We start from the raw sequence: 15,096 nt of genomic DNA, 5'->3' as shown, positions 1-15,096 counted from the left end.
GGCGTCCCGACCGGCAAACCGGGTGGCGGGCGGGCACCCCGTCTCGCCTACGCTTGGCGTCGTGACACCCGCAGAGCTTTCCCAGGCAGTCCAGGCCGCAGTGAGCGCCGCCGTCGAGGCGGGCGAGCTGACCGTCGCCGTGCCCGAGCACGTGACGGTCGAGCGACCCAAGAACAGGGACCACGGCGACTACGCGATCAACGTGGCCCTCCAGCTCGCCAAGGCGGCCGGCCGCCCGCCGCGAGCCGTGGCGGAACTGCTGGCCGACCGCCTGCGAGGGATCACCGGCGTCGCCAAGGTCGACATCGCCGGGCCGGGCTTCCTGAACATCACCATGGACGCCGCGACCCAGGGCGCGCTGGCGCGCACCATCGTCGAGACGGGCGAGGCCTACGGGCGCAACGAGGCGCTCAAGGGCCTGAAGATCAACCTGGAGTTCGTCTCCGCCAACCCGACCGGCCCGATCCACATCGGCGGCGTCCGCTGGGCCGCCGTCGGCGACTCGCTGGCGCGCGTGCTGCGGGCCAGCGGCGCCGACGTCACCACCGAGTACTACCTGAACGACGCCGGCGTGCAGATCTCCAAGTTCGCCGGCTCGCTGAAGGCCGCCGCGAACGGTCAGCCCGTCCCCGCCGACGGCTACGTGGGCGAGTACATCGGCGACATCGCCAAGGCGATCACCGACGGCGTCCCGGGCGTGCTCGACCTGCCCGACGCCGAGCAGCTGGAGGCCTTCCGCACCGAGGGCCTCAAGCTCATGGTGGCCGAGATCCAGCGCTCGATGCAGGAGTTCGGCACCCACTTCGACGTCTGGTTCTCCGAGAAGACGCTGCACGAATCCGGCGCGGTCGAGAAGGCCATGGACCGGCTGCGCGAGCAGGGCCACGTCTTCGAGCAGGACGGCGCGGTCTTCCTGCGCACCACCGACTTCGGCGACGACAAGGACCGCGTCCTGGTCAAGGCCGACGGCGAGACCACCTACTTCGCCGCCGACGCCGCGTACTACCTGTCGAAGCGGGACCGCGGTGCCGAGGTCTCCGTCTACATGCTGGGCGCCGACCACCACGGCTACGTCAACCGGCTGAAGGCCATCGTGGCCTGCGCGGGCGACGACATGAACCGCAACATCGAGGTCAAGATCGGCCAGTTCGTGAAGATGCTTCGCGACGGCGAAGAGGTCCGCATGTCCAAGCGGGCCGGCAACATCATCACGATCGACGACGTGATCGAGTGGATCGGCGTGGACGCCGCCCGCTACACCCTGACGCGGTCCCCCACGGACTCCACCATCACGCTCGACATCAACGTGCTGACCAGCCAGTCCAACGAGAACCCGGTCTACTACGTCCAGTACGCGCACACCCGGATGTGCGGCGTGGCCCGCAAGGCCGCGCAGCTCGGCGTCGACAAGGGCGCGGCGGAGGACTTCAAGCCCGAGCTGCTCGCCACCGTGTGGGAGAACGACATCCTCGGTGCCCTCGGCGAGTTCCCGCGGATCCTGGCCACGGCCGGCGAGCTGCGCGAGCCGCACCGGGTCGCCCGCTACCTGGAGGACCTGGCGGGCAAGTACCACCGCCTGTACGAGAACTGCATGTTCCTGCCCAAGGGCGACGAGGAGCTCACGGACACGCACCGCGCCCGGCTCTGGCTGGTCGAGGCCACGCGAACGGTGATGGCCAACGGCCTGACGCTCCTGGGCGTCACGGCGCCCGAGCGGATGTAGGCACCACCCCCAAGTGCGCAGCGGGGGCGGCTGACGGTCAACGGAGACCGTCGCCGCCCCTCGCCATAGGTCAAGGAAGCAGGACATGTCTCGCTCCGCACACCCCGCAGGCCCCCGTCACGGTGACGTGCTGCCCGAGGGCCACTACGCCGCCCCGCCGGCCGACCTGAACGCGCTCGACCCCAAGGTCTGGTCGCGCACCGTCGCCCGCGACGCCGAGGGCGTGGCCACCGTCGGCGGGATCGACGTCAAGTCCCTGGCGGCCGAGTTCGGCACGCCGGCCTACGTGCTCGACGAGGACGACTTCCGGGCCCGGGCGCGGGCCTGGCGCGACGCCTTCGGCACCGAGGCGGACGTCTTCTACGCCGGCAAGGCGTTCCTCTCCAAGGCGATCGTGCGCTGGCTGCACGAGGAGGGCCTGAACCTCGACGTGTGCAGCTCCGGCGAGCTGACGGTGGCGCTGGCCGCCGGGATGCCGCCGCAGCGGATCGCGCTGCACGGCAACAACAAGACGGCGGACGAGCTCGAACACGCGGTGAAGACCGGCGTCGGGCGCATCGTGGTCGACTCCTACGAGGAGATCGAGCGGCTGGCCGCGATCACGGCCCGCCAGGGCGTCCGCCAGCAGGTGCTGATCCGGATCACCGTCGGCGTCGAGGCGCACACCCACGAGTTCATCGCCACGGCGCACGAGGACCAGAAGTTCGGGCTGTCCCTGAGTCTGGCCGCGCCGCGAAGCGGCTCGGTCGAGGGTGGTGGTGGGCGACGGGAGGGCGGCTCGGCCGCCGAGGCGGTGCGCCGGGTGCTCGGGCACGAGGGCCTGGAGCTGCGCGGCATCCACTCGCACATCGGCTCGCAGATCTTCGACACCGCCGGTTTCGAGGTGGCCGCCCGCCGGGTGGTCGGCCTGCTGGCCGAGATCCGCGACGAGCACGGCGTCGAGCTGCCCGAGATCGACCTGGGCGGCGGCCTGGGCATCGCGTACACCAGCGAGGACGACCCGCGCGAGCCGGCCGAGATCGCGGCCGCGCTGGCCGACATCGTGCGCCGCGAGTGCGCCGCCGCGAACCTGAACACCCCCCGGCTGAGCGTGGAGCCGGGCCGGGCGATCGTCGGCCCGACGGCGTTCACGCTGTACGAGGTCGGCACCGTCAAGCCGCTGGAGGGCCTGCGCACCTACGTCAGCGTGGACGGCGGGATGTCCGACAACATCCGGACCGCGCTGTACGACGCCGAGTACTCGGTGGCCCTGGTGTCGCGCCGCAGCGACGCCGAGCCGATGCTGGTGCGGGTGGTCGGCAAGCACTGCGAGTCAGGCGACATCGTGGTCCGGGACGCCTTCCTGCCGGCCGACCTGGCCCCGGGCGACCTGATCGCGGTGCCCGCAACCGGCGCGTACTGCCGCTCGATGGCGAGCAATTACAACCACGCCCTGAAGCCTCCCGTGCTGGCCGTCAAGGACGGCGCCGCGCGGGTGATCGTCCGGCGCGAGACGGAGGAGGATCTCCTGCGTCTCGATATCGGATGACGAAATCCTTGTCTCAGATCATGGAACGACCGTAGATCCGTGCGGGAAGTCCCCGAGACTGGTACGGACCGAAGTTCCCGGCGGCCCCCAGAATCCCGCCGGAATTACCGAAGCACGAAGAATGCAGAGCGGAGTCGGATGATGCGTACGCGCCCGCTGAAGGTGGCGTTGCTGGGTTGTGGTGTGGTGGGCTCCGAGGTGGCGCGCATCATGACGACGACGGCCGACGACCTCGCCGCGCGCATCGGTGCCCCGGTCGAGCTCGCGGGGATCGCGGTCCGCCGGGCCGGCCGGGTGCGCCCGGGCGTGCCCGAGCACCTGATCACCACCGACGCCGAGGCCCTGGTCAACCGGGGCGACATCGACGTGGTGGTCGAGGTCGTGGGCGGCATCGAGCCGTCCAAACACCTCATCCTGTCGGCGTTCCAGCGGGGCGCCTCGGTGGTCAGCGCCAACAAGGCGCTGCTCGCCAAGGACGGCACCGAACTGCACGCCGCGGCCGCCGCGGCCGGGGTGGACCTGTACTACGAGGCCGCGGTGGCGGGCGCGATCCCGCTGCTGCGCCCGCTGCGCGAGTCCCTCGCGGGGGACAAGGTCAACCGGGTGCTGGGCATCGTCAACGGCACCACCAACTTCATCCTCGACAAGATGGACACCACCGGCGCCGGCTACTCGGAGGCGCTGGAGGAGGCCACCGCGCTGGGCTACGCCGAGGCCGACCCGACGGCCGACGTCGAGGGCTTCGACGCCGCCGCCAAGGCCGCGATCCTGGCCGGCATCGCCTTCCACACCAAGGTCACCGCGGCGGACGTCTACCGCGAGGGCATCACCGAGGTGACGGCCGCCGACATCGCCTCCGCCAAGGAGATGGGCTGCGTGGTCAAGCTGCTCGCGATCTGCGAGCGGGCGGCGGACGGCGAGTCCGTCACCGCGCGGGTCCACCCGGCGATGATCCCGCTGTCGCACCCGCTGGCCTCCGTCCGCGAGGCGTACAACGCGGTGTTCGTCGAGGCCGAGGCGGCCGGCCGGCTGATGTTCTACGGCCCGGGCGCGGGCGGCTCGCCGACCGCCTCCGCGGTGCTCGGCGACCTGGTCGCGGTCTGTCGCAACAAGCTGGCCGGTGCCACCGGTCCCGGTGACTCGGTGTACACGCAGCTGCCCGCCAAGCCGATGGACGAGGTGGTCACCCGCTACCACGTCAGCCTGGACGTGGACGACCGTGCGGGTGTCCTCGCCCAGGTCGCGTCCGTCTTCGCGGAGCACGGCGTCTCCATCGACACCGTGCGCCAGCAGGGCCGCGACGGCGACGCCTCGCTCGTCGTGGTCACTCACCGTGCCACCGACGCCGCGCTGTCGGCGACGGTCGACAAGCTCCGCGCGCTGGACAGCGTGCGGGACGTGGCCAGCATCATGCGGGTCGAAGGGGAGTAAGGAACAGCCATGAACGCCGTTGCCGAGAACGTCGTCCGAGGCGCGCACACCCACCAGTGGCGCGGCCTGATCGAGGAGTACCGGGACCGCCTGCCGGTCACCGCGGCCACCCCGGTGGTCACCCTGCTGGAGGGCGGCACGCCGCTGGTCCCCGCCCAGGTGCTGTCCGAGCGCACCGGCTGCGAGGTCTACCTCAAGGTCGAGGGTGCCAACCCGACCGGCTCCTTCAAGGACCGCGGGATGACGATGGCCATCTCCAAGGCCAAGGAGGAGGGGGCGCAGGCCGTCATCTGCGCCTCCACCGGCAACACCTCGGCCTCCGCCGCCGCGTACGCGGTGCGGGCCGGGATGGTCTGCGCGGTGCTCGTCCCGCAGGGCAAGATCGCCCTCGGCAAGATGGGCCAGGCGCTGGTGCACGGCGCCAAGATCCTCCAGGTGGACGGGAACTTCGACGACTGCCTCACCCTCGCGCGTGAGCTGTCCGAGAAGTACCCGGTGGCGCTGGTCAACTCGGTGAACCCGGTGCGGATCGAGGGCCAGAAGACCGCGGCCTTCGAGATCGTCGACATGCTCGGCGACGCCCCGGACATCCACGTCCTGCCGGTCGGCAACGCGGGCAACATCACCGCGTACTGGAAGGGCTACCGCGAGTACTCCGCCGACGGCCTGGCCACGCGCACCCCGCGGATGTGGGGCTTCCAGGCCTCCGGCTCGGCCCCGATCGTGGACGGCGCGCCGGTGCTCAAGCCGCAGACCATCGCCACCGCGATCCGGATCGGCAACCCGGCCTCCTGGGACTTCGCGCTCGCCGCGCGGGACGAGTCGGGCGGCCTCATCGACAAGGTGACGGACCGTCAGATCCTTTCCGCCTACCGGCTGTTGGCCGCGCAGGAGGGCGTCTTCGTGGAGCCCGCCTCGGCCGCCTCGGTGGCCGGCCTGCTGGCCAAGGCGGAGGCCGGCCTGGTCGACCCGGGCCAGCGCATCGTCTGCACCGTGACCGGCAACGGCCTCAAGGACCCGGACTGGGCGGTGGCCGGCGCGCCGCAGCCGCAGATCGTCCCGATCGACCCGGAGGCGGCGGCGCAGCGCCTGGGCCTGCTCGACTGACCTGCCGTCGGGCTCCACGGGCGCCCGACGCCTCGACGGGCCGACCCTTTCGGGGGGCGGCCCGTCGATGTTCTCCGGTGACACTTTTGTGTCAATTACGCCGCGCATTCCGATCCGATTCCGGTACGCATTCCGGCCAGAAGCGGCAACACACCAGATCGGAGGACCACGGGGTGTACCACTGGGGAACCTCTCTTCGATACTCTGGGTTCGGCCGTGTGGCACATGCCCCGGGTCCGGCCTTCTCCAGGCCGCGCCAACGACCGTGACCGCCCGCCCCGCCGGGGCCTGTGGTCCATTCCCCGCCTTCGCACCGACGACGCGATCCGCGCCGCCCGATTTCCCCAGGAGAGTCCACCGCATGGCCGGTCCCGCGTTCCGTGCCGCCGCCGTCCGGGTCCGGGTTCCCGCGACCAGTGCCAACCTCGGCCCGGGCTTCGACGCCTTCGGCCTCGCGCTGGGCCTGTACGACGACGTGGTCGTCCGGGTCGCCGACTCCGGGCTCTCCATCGACATCGCCGGCGAGGGTGCCGACACGCTGCCCCGCGACGAGCGCCACCTGCTGGTCCGCTCGATGCGCGCCGCCTTCGACCGCCTCGGCGGCCAGCCGCGCGGCCTCGAAGTGGTCTGTGCCAACCGGATACCGCACGGCCGCGGCCTCGGCTCCTCCTCGGCCGCGATCTGCGCCGGCATCGTGGCCGCCCGCGCGGTCACCATCGGCGGCCCGTCCGCGCTGGACGACGACGCGCTGCTGGCCCTCGCCTCCGAGCTGGAGGGCCACCCCGACAACGTCGCGGCCTGCCTGCGCGGCAACTTCACCATCGCCTGGACGGACGAGGAGTCGGCCAAGGCGGTCAGCCTGGAGCCCTCCGACCAGGTCGTCCCGGTGGTGTTCGTCCCCGCTGACGAGGTGCTCACCGAGACCGCCCGCGGCCTGCTGCCGAAGACCGTGCCGCTGACCGACGCCGCCGTCAACGCCGGCCGCGCCGCGCTGCTGGTCGAGGCGCTGACCAGGCGGCCCGAGCTGCTGCTCGCCGCCACCGAGGACCGCCTGCACCAGGACTACCGCTCCTCCGCCATGCCCGACAGCGCCGCCCTGGTGGGCGCGCTGCGCGCGGAGGGCGTCCCCGCGGTGATCTCCGGGGCCGGCCCGACCGTCCTCGCGCTCACCGACGAGGCGGGCGCCGACAAGGTGCTCTCCTTCGCCGGGCACCACGGCCACGGCGGCGACCCGGCGTTCGCCGCGCACCGCCTGGAGCTCGACCGGATCGGGGCCACCGTGCTCCCGCTGGACGGCTGAACGGCCCGTCCGGGCTGCTCGTCCGGCCCGGCCCGGCCACCTGAGAGCCGGGCCGTCCGGACACGATTGGCAAGCGCAAGGCTGGGGAATGTCTGAGGGGGTCGGTAGTGTTAACCTCATTGCTGCACCAGGTGCCCTCCGGGGCTCGGTGCGCCGCGTCCCGATCCCAGCACTCCACTGCCGTGGAGTCGCGGCGATGCACGGGGCGACGATTCTCCGGGAGCCCACCGCAGCGCGTACGCAGCCTGCCTGCGCGACACGCGGCCGCATCCCGAAGCCGTGACGGCACCTGACTCCCACCCGCGGCCTCCCACCTTGAGGCCAGGACGGGCGGAGCGCGGTCCACCGTCACGCGACGGGGGCCCGGGATTCGCAGGCAAGCGTGGGGGTACGCCCGGTCGGCACACGACCGACCGGCCCGCCGCGCCACTCAGCACCACCGTGCTTCACGCACCGCACCTCGCAGCTCTCCCTCGACCGGCTTCCGCCTTTCGGGGGATCACCGCCTCGGACCGACGCAGTCGAGCGTCGGTCAGGACAGCACAACCGGTCGCCGAGCCAGACAGGCCGACGTCCGCTCCAGGGAAGGACCCTTAGTGAGCGACTCCACCGATCTGATGGGCGCGCGCCCGGACGCCGAGGCGTCGGACGCAGCCGCCGCCCCCGCGGCCCCGGCGCGGCGCCGCCGTACCGCCGCCGCCGGCCTGGACGGCATGGTCCTGGCCGAGCTGCAGAAGCTCGCCGGGGACCTGGGCATCACCGGTACCGGACGCATGCGCAAGAGCCAGCTGATCGAGACCATCAAGGAGAAGAGCGGCGGAGACCCGCTGCTCGCCGCCGGTGGTGCTCCGGCCGCCGCCAAGCGCACCGCCGCCAAGGCGGACGCCGCCGAGGCGCCGGCCGAGAAGCCGGCCCGCCGCACCAAGGCCGCCGCCGCTGCCGCTACCGCCGCCGCGGCCCCGGCCGCCGCCGAGTCGCAGGCCCAGATCGAGATCCCGGTCCAGGCCGCCGCCGAGACCGCCGCGCCTGCCCGTGCCGAGCGCACCCGCCGCCGCGCCACCTCGGCCGCCGGTGCCCCGACCGCCGACGCCACGGCCGACGCCGCCGTTGCGGTGGCCGAGCCCAAGCAGGCCGAGACCCGCCAGGCCGAGACCCGCGCCTTCGAGGGCCGCGAGGAGGGCCGCACCGAGACCCGTCGCGACCGCCGGGACCGCCGGGACCGCGGCGACCGCCCGGAGCGGGCCGACCGCCCCGAGCGCGCCGAGCGCCAGGACGGCGGCGAGGCCCAGGACGGCGACTCCCGCGAGTCGCGCCGCGACCGCCGCAACCGCCGCGAGCGCACCGACCGCCAGCCCCAGCAGGGCGGCGGCCAGCAGCAGGCCGGTCAGGGCGACGGCCAGCAGGCCCGCCAGGGCGGCCAGCAGACCCAGCAGCCGCAGGTCCAGCAGGGCGGCTACGACGACGACGAGTTCGGTGACGGCCGCCGTGGCCGCCGTGGCCGCTACCGCGACCGCCGGGGCCGTGGCGCCCGCCGCGAGGGCTTCGAGGCCGGCCCCGCCGAGCCGCAGGTCGGCGAGGACGACGTCCTGATCCCGGTCGCGGGCATCCTCGACATCCTCGACAACTACGCGTTCGTGCGCACCTCCGGCTACCTGCCGGGCCAGAACGACGTCTACGTCTCGCTCGCCCAGGTCCGCAAGAACGGCCTGCGCAAGGGCGACGCCATCACCGGCGCGGTGCGCCAGCCCAAGGACGGCGAGCGCCGCGAGAAGTTCAACGCCATGGTGCGGCTGGACTCCGTCAACGGCATGGACCCGGAGAGCGGCCGCGGCCGCCCCGAGTTCAACAAGCTCACCCCGCTCTACCCGCAGGACCGGCTGCGTCTGGAGACCGACGCGGGCATCCTGACCACCCGGATCATCGACCTGGTGTCGCCGATCGGCAAGGGCCAGCGCGGTCTGATCGTCGCGCCGCCGAAGACCGGCAAGACGATGGTGCTGCAGGCGGTCGCCAACGCGATCACCCACAACAACCCCGAGTGCCACCTGATGGTCGTCCTGGTCGACGAGCGTCCGGAAGAGGTCACCGACATGCAGCGGTCGGTGAAGGGCGAGGTCATCTCCTCGACCTTCGACCGCCCGGCCGAGGACCACACCACCGTCGCCGAGCTGGCCATCGAGCGCGCCAAGCGCCTGGTGGAGCTGGGCCACGACGTGGTCATCCTGCTGGACTCGATCACCCGCCTCGGCCGCGCCTACAACCTGGCGGCGCCGGCCTCCGGCCGCATCCTGTCCGGTGGTGTCGACTCGACCGCGCTGTACCCGCCGAAGAAGTTCTTCGGCGCCGCGCGCAACATCGAGAACGGCGGCTCGCTGACCATCCTGGCCACCGCGCTGGTCGAGACCGGCTCGCGCATGGACGAGGTGATCTTCGAGGAGTTCAAGGGCACCGGCAACATGGAGCTCAAGCTCGACCGGAAGCTCTCGGACAAGCGCATCTTCCCGGCCGTCGACGTGGACGCCTCCAGCACCCGCAAGGAGGAGATCCTGCTCGGCAGCGAGGAGTTGGCCATCGTCTGGAAGCTGCGCCGGGTGCTGCACGCGCTCGACTCGCAGCAGGCGATCGAGCTGCTCCTGGACAAGATGAAGCAGACCAAGAGCAACGCCGAGTTCCTGATGCAGATCGCCAAGACCACCCCCGGCTCCAACGACTGACCGTAGCCGGACGGTTGTCGCCCACCGAACCCCGGACCGCGCGAGCGGTCCGGGGTTCGGTGCGTCCACTCGGCTTTGTTCCAGAGTTGGGACATCATGAGGCTTTTTGATCATCTTGTCCGTTTTACTCTGGACCGTATGGCCGAGCACAAGAGGGTCCTGACCCGCCGCCGCAAGATCCTGCGGGCGGCCGCCTGCACGTTCGCCGCGCTCGTCGTCCTCGGCGCCGGAGCGGCCGGGTACGCGTACGTCGAACTCAACGGCAACATCAAGAGCGTCGACATCAACGCCCGCCTCGGCGACGCCCGCCCGCCGGCCGCCACCGACGGCTCGTTCAACGTCCTGGTGCTGGGCTCCGACTCGCGCAACGGCGAGAACGGCGACCTGGCCGGCGGCGACACCGGCGACACCGCCCGCTCGGACACCGCGATGGTGCTGCACGTCAACCAGGACCACTCGCACGCCGAGGTCGTCTCGATCCCGCGCGACACCCTGGTCACCCGGCCCGACTGCACCGACGCCGCCGGCAAGGCGGTGGCCGGCGCCAAGCGCGCGATGTACAACAGCGCCTTCGAGGCCGGCGGCGCGGCCTGCGCGGTCAAGACCACCGAGCAGCTCACCGGGCTGCGGATGGACCACTACGTGCAGATCGACTTCGCCGGCTTCGCCCGCGTCGTGGACGCGATAGGCGGGGCCACCGTGAGCACCGCGGTGGCCATCCACGACAAGGACAGCGGGCTCGACCTGCCGCCGGGCGAGCACCACCTCGACGGGCAGCAGTCGCTGGCCTTCGTCCGCACCCGGCACGGCGTCGGCGACGGCAGCGACCTCGGCCGGATCGAACTCCAGAAGCAGATGGTGAAGTCGCTGCTCCAGCAGGCCGGCGGGATCGGGCTGTTCTCCAACCCGGTCAAGCTCTGGTCGATCGGCGACACCATGACCCGCAGCATCACCACCGACTCCGCGCTGGGTTCGGTGAACGCCCTGGTGGGGCTCGTCCAGGAGCTCAAGGGGATCGGGCCGGACCAGCTCGGCATGGTGACCCTGCCGGTGATGACCGCCCCCGGTGACCCCAACCGGGTGGTCGAGCAGCAGCCGCAGGCGGACCAGCTCTGGGCGGCCCTCAAGGCCGACCAGCCGGTCCCGCAGGCGATCGTCTCGGCGCAGCCCGAGAACCCCGCCCAGGCCGCCCCCACGGCCGCCCCCACGGCCGCCCCCACGGCCCCGGCGAAGGCTCCCGCCAGGCGCTGAGCGGTGCCCGGAATATCCCGGAACACGACCCGGTTTGGGAAGATGCGGCCGGTCCTGGCAGACTGGTCCGTCGGTCCCGGTTCACGTGCGGCGCTCCAGCCGCCGACCCGGTGCCCTCCCGAAACCTAGGAGAACCCCTTGAAGCCCAACGTTCACCCCGAGTACGTGGTCACCCGTGTGACCTGCACCTGCGGCGCCGAGTTCACGACCCGCTCGACCGAGACCAGTGGCGAGATCCGCGCCGAGGTCTGCTCGCAGTGCCACCCGTTCTACACCGGCAAGCAGAAGATCCTCGACACCGGTGGCCGCGTGGCCCGCTTCGAGGCCCGCTTCGGCAAGCAGCACAGCGCGAAGGCCTAGCGCTCCCACGGCGCCGGTTCCCGGTGCCCCCGTACTCGTTCCGGGGGCGCTGGGGGCCGGCGCCGTTCGCATCCCCCAGCACCCCCTCCAGCGGTTCGCACGACCGGCCGGTCCTCACCGGCTTCCAACGGTTCTCACGGGAAGAAGGCCCACTCCATGTTCGAGGCAGTCGAAGAGCTCCTCGTCGAGCACGCCGACCTCGAGAAGAGGCTGGCCGACCCGTCCGTCCACGCCGACCAGGCCAACGCTCGCAAGCTGGCCAAGCGGTACGCCGAGCTGACCCCGATCACCCGGGTCTACCGGCAGTGGCGACAGGCCGGCGAGGACATCGAGGCCGCGCGCGAACTCGCCGCCGAGGAACCGGAGTTCCTCGCCGAGGTGAAGGAGGGCGAGCAGCGCCGCGAGGGGCTGACCGAGGAGCTGCGGCTGCTGCTCGTGCCGCGCGACCCGAGCGACGACAAGGACGTCATCCTGGAGATCAAGGCGGGTGAGGGCGGCGAGGAGTCCGCGCTGTTCGCCGGCGACCTGCTCCGGATGTACCTGCGCTTCGCCGAGCGGATCGGCTGGAAGACCGAGATCATCGACGCCAACGAGTCCGACCTCGGCGGCTACAAGGACGTCTCGGTGGCCGTGAAGACCAAGGGCAACGCCGAGCCCGGGCAGGGCGTCTGGGCCCGGCTGAAGTACGAGGGCGGCGTGCACCGCGTGCAGCGCGTCCCCGCCACCGAGTCCCAGGGCCGCATCCACACCTCCGCGGCGGGCGTGCTGGTCACCCCCGAGGCGGAGGAGGTCGAGGTCGAGATCGTCGCCAACGACCTGCGGATCGACGTCTACCGCTCGTCCGGCCCCGGCGGCCAGTCGGTCAACACCACCGACTCCGCGGTCCGGATCACCCACCTGCCGACCGGTATCGTGGCGTCCTGCCAGAACGAGAAGAGCCAGCTGCAGAACAAGGAGCAGGCGATGCGCATCCTGCGGTCGCGCCTGTTGGCCGCCGCGCAGGAGGAGGCCGAGCGCGAGGCCTCGGACGCGCGTCGCAGCCAGGTCCGTACGGTGGACCGCTCCGAGCGGATCCGGACGTACAACTACCCGGAGAACCGCATCTCGGACCACCGCACGGGGTTCAAGTCGTACAACCTGGACCAGGTCCTGGACGGCGAACTGAACGCGGTGATCCAGTCCTGCGTCGACGCGGACGCGGCGGCCAAGCTCGCCTCGGCCCAACAGAACTGAGACCGGCGCGCCCAGCCCGAGCGACGGCGCGAGCCGGAGCGCAGAAACAAGAGGTCGTACGGATGAACCTGCTGCTCGCCGAGGTGGCCCAGGCCACCCAGCGGTTGGCCGCGGCCGGCGTGCCGTCGCCGCGCTTCGACGCGGAGGAACTCGCCGCCTACGTCCACAACGTCAAGCGCAGCCAGCTGCACTCGGTGAAGGACGCCGACTTCGACGCCCGCTACTGGGAGGCCGTCTCCCGCCGCGAGGCGCGCGAACCGCTCCAGCACATCACCGGGCGGGCGTTCTTCCGCTACCTCGAACTGGAGGTCGGCCCCGGGGTGTTCGTACCCCGGCCGGAGACCGAGACGGTCGTCGAGTGGGCCATAGACGCCGTCCGCGACATGGACGTGGCCGAGCCGCTGGTCGTCGACCTGTGCTCCGGCTCCGGCGCCATCGCGCTCGCCCTGGCCCAGGAGCTGCCGCGCTCGACCGTGCACGCCTTCGAACTCGACGAGGGCGCGCTGCAGTACACCCGGCGCAACATCGAGGCCAGCCCCGACCGCGCCCGGGTCACCCTGCACGCCGGTGACGCCACCCGGGCCTTCGCCGACGACCGCTCCTGGGACGGCCGCTTCGACCTGGTGATCTCCAACCCGCCGTACATCCCGCTCACCGAGTGGGAGTACGTCGCCCCGGAGGCCCGCGACCACGACCCGCAGATGTCGTTGTTCTCCGGCGAGGACGGCCTGGACACCATCCGCGGCATCGAGCGGGTGGCCGCCCGGCTGCTGCGCCCCGGCGGCGCGGTGGTGATCGAGCACGCCGACCAGCAGGGCGGGCAGGTCCCGTGGATCTTCAACGAGGAACGCGGCTGGACGGACACCGCCGACCACCGCGACCTGAACAACCGACCGCGCTTCACAACAGCCCGCAGGGCGTCGTTGTGAACGATCGAGCACAGTACGACAGCCCGCAGGGCGTCGTTGTGAGCGGTCGAGTGCCGTACGCCCACCCGAGGGGCGTCGTCGTGACCGGCCGGGCCGCGGTACCGCCGCTCGCCCGGCCGCGCCGTGAAGACCGTGCTGTGAACGCTGTGATGAGCCATTCCGGAAGGGGACCGCACCGATGAGCCGCCGTTACGACTGTGCCGACGCCGGGGACCGCGCCACCGGCCTGCGCGAGGCCGCCTCGGCCATTCGCCGGGGCGAACTCGTCGTGCTGCCCACCGACACCCTGTACGGGGTCGGAGCGGACGCCTTCTCGCCGGAGGCCGTCGGCGACCTGCTGGCCGCCAAGGGCCGCGGCCGCAACATGCCCTCGCCCGTGCTGGTCGGCTCGCCGACCACCCTGCACGGCCTGGTCACCGACTTCTCCGAGCAGGCCTGGGAGCTGGTCGACGCGTTCTGGCCGGGCGGGCTCACCCTGGTCGCCAAGCACCAGCCCTCGCTGCGCTGGGACCTCGGCGAGACCCGCGGCACCGTCGCCGTCCGGATGCCGCTGCACCCGGTCGCCATCGAGCTGCTGAACGCCACCGGCCCGCTCGCCGTCTCCAGCGCCAACAAGACCGGCGGCCCGTCCCCGGCCACCTGCGACGAGGCGCAGGCGCAGCTCGGCGACGCCATCTCGGTCTACCTGGACGGCGGACAGGCGGACCACGCGACCGCCTCGTCCATCGTCGACGTCACGGGCAAGGTCCCGGTCCTGCTGCGGGCGGGCGCGATCAGCGTCGAGCAGCTGAGGGAGGTCGTCCCCGACCTGGAGGCCGGCAGTTGACGCCCATCGCCTCGCTCCATGCCGGGCCCGGCATAGCGCCGTACCTGAGCGTGGGTCCCAGGCCGCTGGACCACTTCCGGATCCTGTTCGTCTGCACCGGCAACATCTGCCGCTCGCCGATCGCCGAGCGGCTCACCCGGCGTGAGCTGGACACCCGGCTCAGCCCCCGGGTGGCCGGCCGGATCCTGGTGGAGAGCGCCGGCACCTGGGGCCACGTGGGCGCGCCGATGGAGGACCACGCCGCGACCGTCCTGGACGAGTACGGCGCCGACAGCGGCGGCTTCACCGGCCGCGAGCTGCTGGACGAGCACGTGGTCGAGGCCGACCTGGTGCTCACCGCGACCCTGGACCACCGCGCCCAGGTCATCTCGATGGGCCACGAGGCGGGACTGCGCACCTTCACCCTGAAGGAGTTCACCCGCCTGGTGCGGACGATAGACCCGGGCACCCTGCCCGACCCGCGCCGCGGCGCCGACGTCACCGAGCGCGCCCGCGCCCTGGTCCGGGCGGCCGCCGCGCTGCGCGGCTGGCTGCTCGCCGCCACCCCGGAGTCCGACGAACTGGACGACCCGTACGGGGCCCCGATCGGCATGTTCCGCAACTGCGGCGAGGAGATATTCCACGCGGTCGACCCGGTGGTCACCGCGCTCACCGGCGTGCCCGCGCTGCGCTGACCGCCCGCGCCGCGAGCGGC

At 72.1% G+C, this 15,096-nt stretch carries 12 protein-coding genes; all 12 read left to right on the top strand.

Annotated features, from left to right (window positions below):
- The first annotated feature begins 61 nt into the window (after positions 1–61).
- Positions 62–1,723: an arginine--tRNA ligase gene (gene argS / locus ACIOGZ_RS31335; RefSeq protein WP_363581970.1), complete on the top strand. Its 1,662-nt coding sequence runs from the start codon at positions 62–64 to the stop codon at positions 1,721–1,723.
- An 85-nt stretch (positions 1,724–1,808) separates the two neighbouring features.
- Complete coding sequence (gene lysA, locus ACIOGZ_RS31330; RefSeq protein ID WP_363581972.1) at positions 1,809–3,251, top strand: diaminopimelate decarboxylase; 1,443 nt, start codon at positions 1,809–1,811, stop codon at positions 3,249–3,251.
- Between the two features lie 138 nt (positions 3,252–3,389).
- Entirely contained in the window at positions 3,390–4,682 is a 1,293-nt protein-coding gene (locus tag ACIOGZ_RS31325) for a homoserine dehydrogenase (RefSeq protein WP_363581974.1), read from the top strand.
- A gap of 9 nt (positions 4,683–4,691) precedes the next feature.
- On the top strand, positions 4,692–5,789 hold the full coding sequence (thrC, locus tag ACIOGZ_RS31320; protein ID WP_063347816.1) for a threonine synthase: 1,098 nt from the start codon (positions 4,692–4,694) through the stop codon (positions 5,787–5,789).
- 361 nt (positions 5,790–6,150) lie between these two features.
- Entirely contained in the window at positions 6,151–7,089 is a 939-nt protein-coding gene (gene thrB / locus ACIOGZ_RS31315) for a homoserine kinase (protein WP_350879612.1), read from the top strand.
- A gap of 596 nt (positions 7,090–7,685) precedes the next feature.
- Positions 7,686–9,803 carry a transcription termination factor Rho gene (rho, locus tag ACIOGZ_RS31310; protein ID WP_363581978.1) on the top strand — a complete coding sequence of 706 codons (2,118 nt, stop codon included), beginning with the start codon at positions 7,686–7,688 and terminating at the stop codon, positions 9,801–9,803.
- A gap of 138 nt (positions 9,804–9,941) precedes the next feature.
- Positions 9,942–11,054 carry an LCP family protein gene (locus ACIOGZ_RS31305; RefSeq protein ID WP_363581980.1) on the top strand — a complete coding sequence of 371 codons (1,113 nt, stop codon included), beginning with the start codon at positions 9,942–9,944 and terminating at the stop codon, positions 11,052–11,054.
- A 138-nt stretch (positions 11,055–11,192) separates the two neighbouring features.
- Positions 11,193–11,414: a 50S ribosomal protein L31 gene (rpmE, locus tag ACIOGZ_RS31300; RefSeq protein WP_030057539.1), complete on the top strand. Its 222-nt coding sequence runs from the start codon at positions 11,193–11,195 to the stop codon at positions 11,412–11,414.
- A gap of 156 nt (positions 11,415–11,570) precedes the next feature.
- Positions 11,571–12,647, top strand: a complete 1,077-nt coding sequence (gene prfA, locus ACIOGZ_RS31295) for a peptide chain release factor 1 (RefSeq protein WP_363581982.1) — start codon at positions 11,571–11,573, stop codon at positions 12,645–12,647.
- 62 nt (positions 12,648–12,709) lie between these two features.
- Positions 12,710–13,576, top strand: coding sequence for a peptide chain release factor N(5)-glutamine methyltransferase (prmC, locus tag ACIOGZ_RS31290; RefSeq protein WP_063347810.1), 867 nt, complete (start codon positions 12,710–12,712; stop codon positions 13,574–13,576).
- A gap of 178 nt (positions 13,577–13,754) precedes the next feature.
- Positions 13,755–14,402: an L-threonylcarbamoyladenylate synthase gene (locus tag ACIOGZ_RS31285; RefSeq protein ID WP_063347809.1), complete on the top strand. Its 648-nt coding sequence runs from the start codon at positions 13,755–13,757 to the stop codon at positions 14,400–14,402.
- A gap of 32 nt (positions 14,403–14,434) precedes the next feature.
- A complete protein-coding gene (locus ACIOGZ_RS31280; RefSeq protein WP_363372045.1) occupies positions 14,435–15,076 on the top strand; it encodes a protein-tyrosine-phosphatase in 642 nt (213 codons plus the stop codon).
- The last annotated feature ends 20 nt before the right edge of the window (positions 15,077–15,096 follow it).

The organism is Kitasatospora sp. NPDC088160 (assembly GCF_044741445.1).
Taxonomy (GTDB): domain Bacteria; phylum Actinomycetota; class Actinomycetes; order Streptomycetales; family Streptomycetaceae; genus Kitasatospora.
Note: the sequence above shows the minus strand (reverse complement) of the source record. Positions and strands in the feature narration are given on the sequence as shown.

Bases quoted from the DNA above. Each gene is read 5' to 3' on its own strand.
- lysA (WP_363581972.1), top strand. From the start codon at position 1,809: ATGTCTCGCTCCGCACACCCCGCAGGCCCCCGTCACGGTGACGTGCTG.
- prmC (WP_063347810.1), top strand. From the start codon at position 12,710: ATGAACCTGCTGCTCGCCGAGGTGGCCCAGGCCACCCAGCGGTTGGCC.
- ACIOGZ_RS31305 (WP_363581980.1), top strand. From the start codon at position 9,942: ATGGCCGAGCACAAGAGGGTCCTGACCCGCCGCCGCAAGATCCTGCGG.
- ACIOGZ_RS31325 (WP_363581974.1), top strand. From the start codon at position 3,390: ATGATGCGTACGCGCCCGCTGAAGGTGGCGTTGCTGGGTTGTGGTGTG.
- thrC (WP_063347816.1), top strand. From the start codon at position 4,692: ATGAACGCCGTTGCCGAGAACGTCGTCCGAGGCGCGCACACCCACCAG.
- ACIOGZ_RS31285 (WP_063347809.1), top strand. From the start codon at position 13,755: ATGAGCCGCCGTTACGACTGTGCCGACGCCGGGGACCGCGCCACCGGC.
- prfA (WP_363581982.1), top strand. From the start codon at position 11,571: ATGTTCGAGGCAGTCGAAGAGCTCCTCGTCGAGCACGCCGACCTCGAG.
- thrB (WP_350879612.1), top strand. From the start codon at position 6,151: ATGGCCGGTCCCGCGTTCCGTGCCGCCGCCGTCCGGGTCCGGGTTCCC.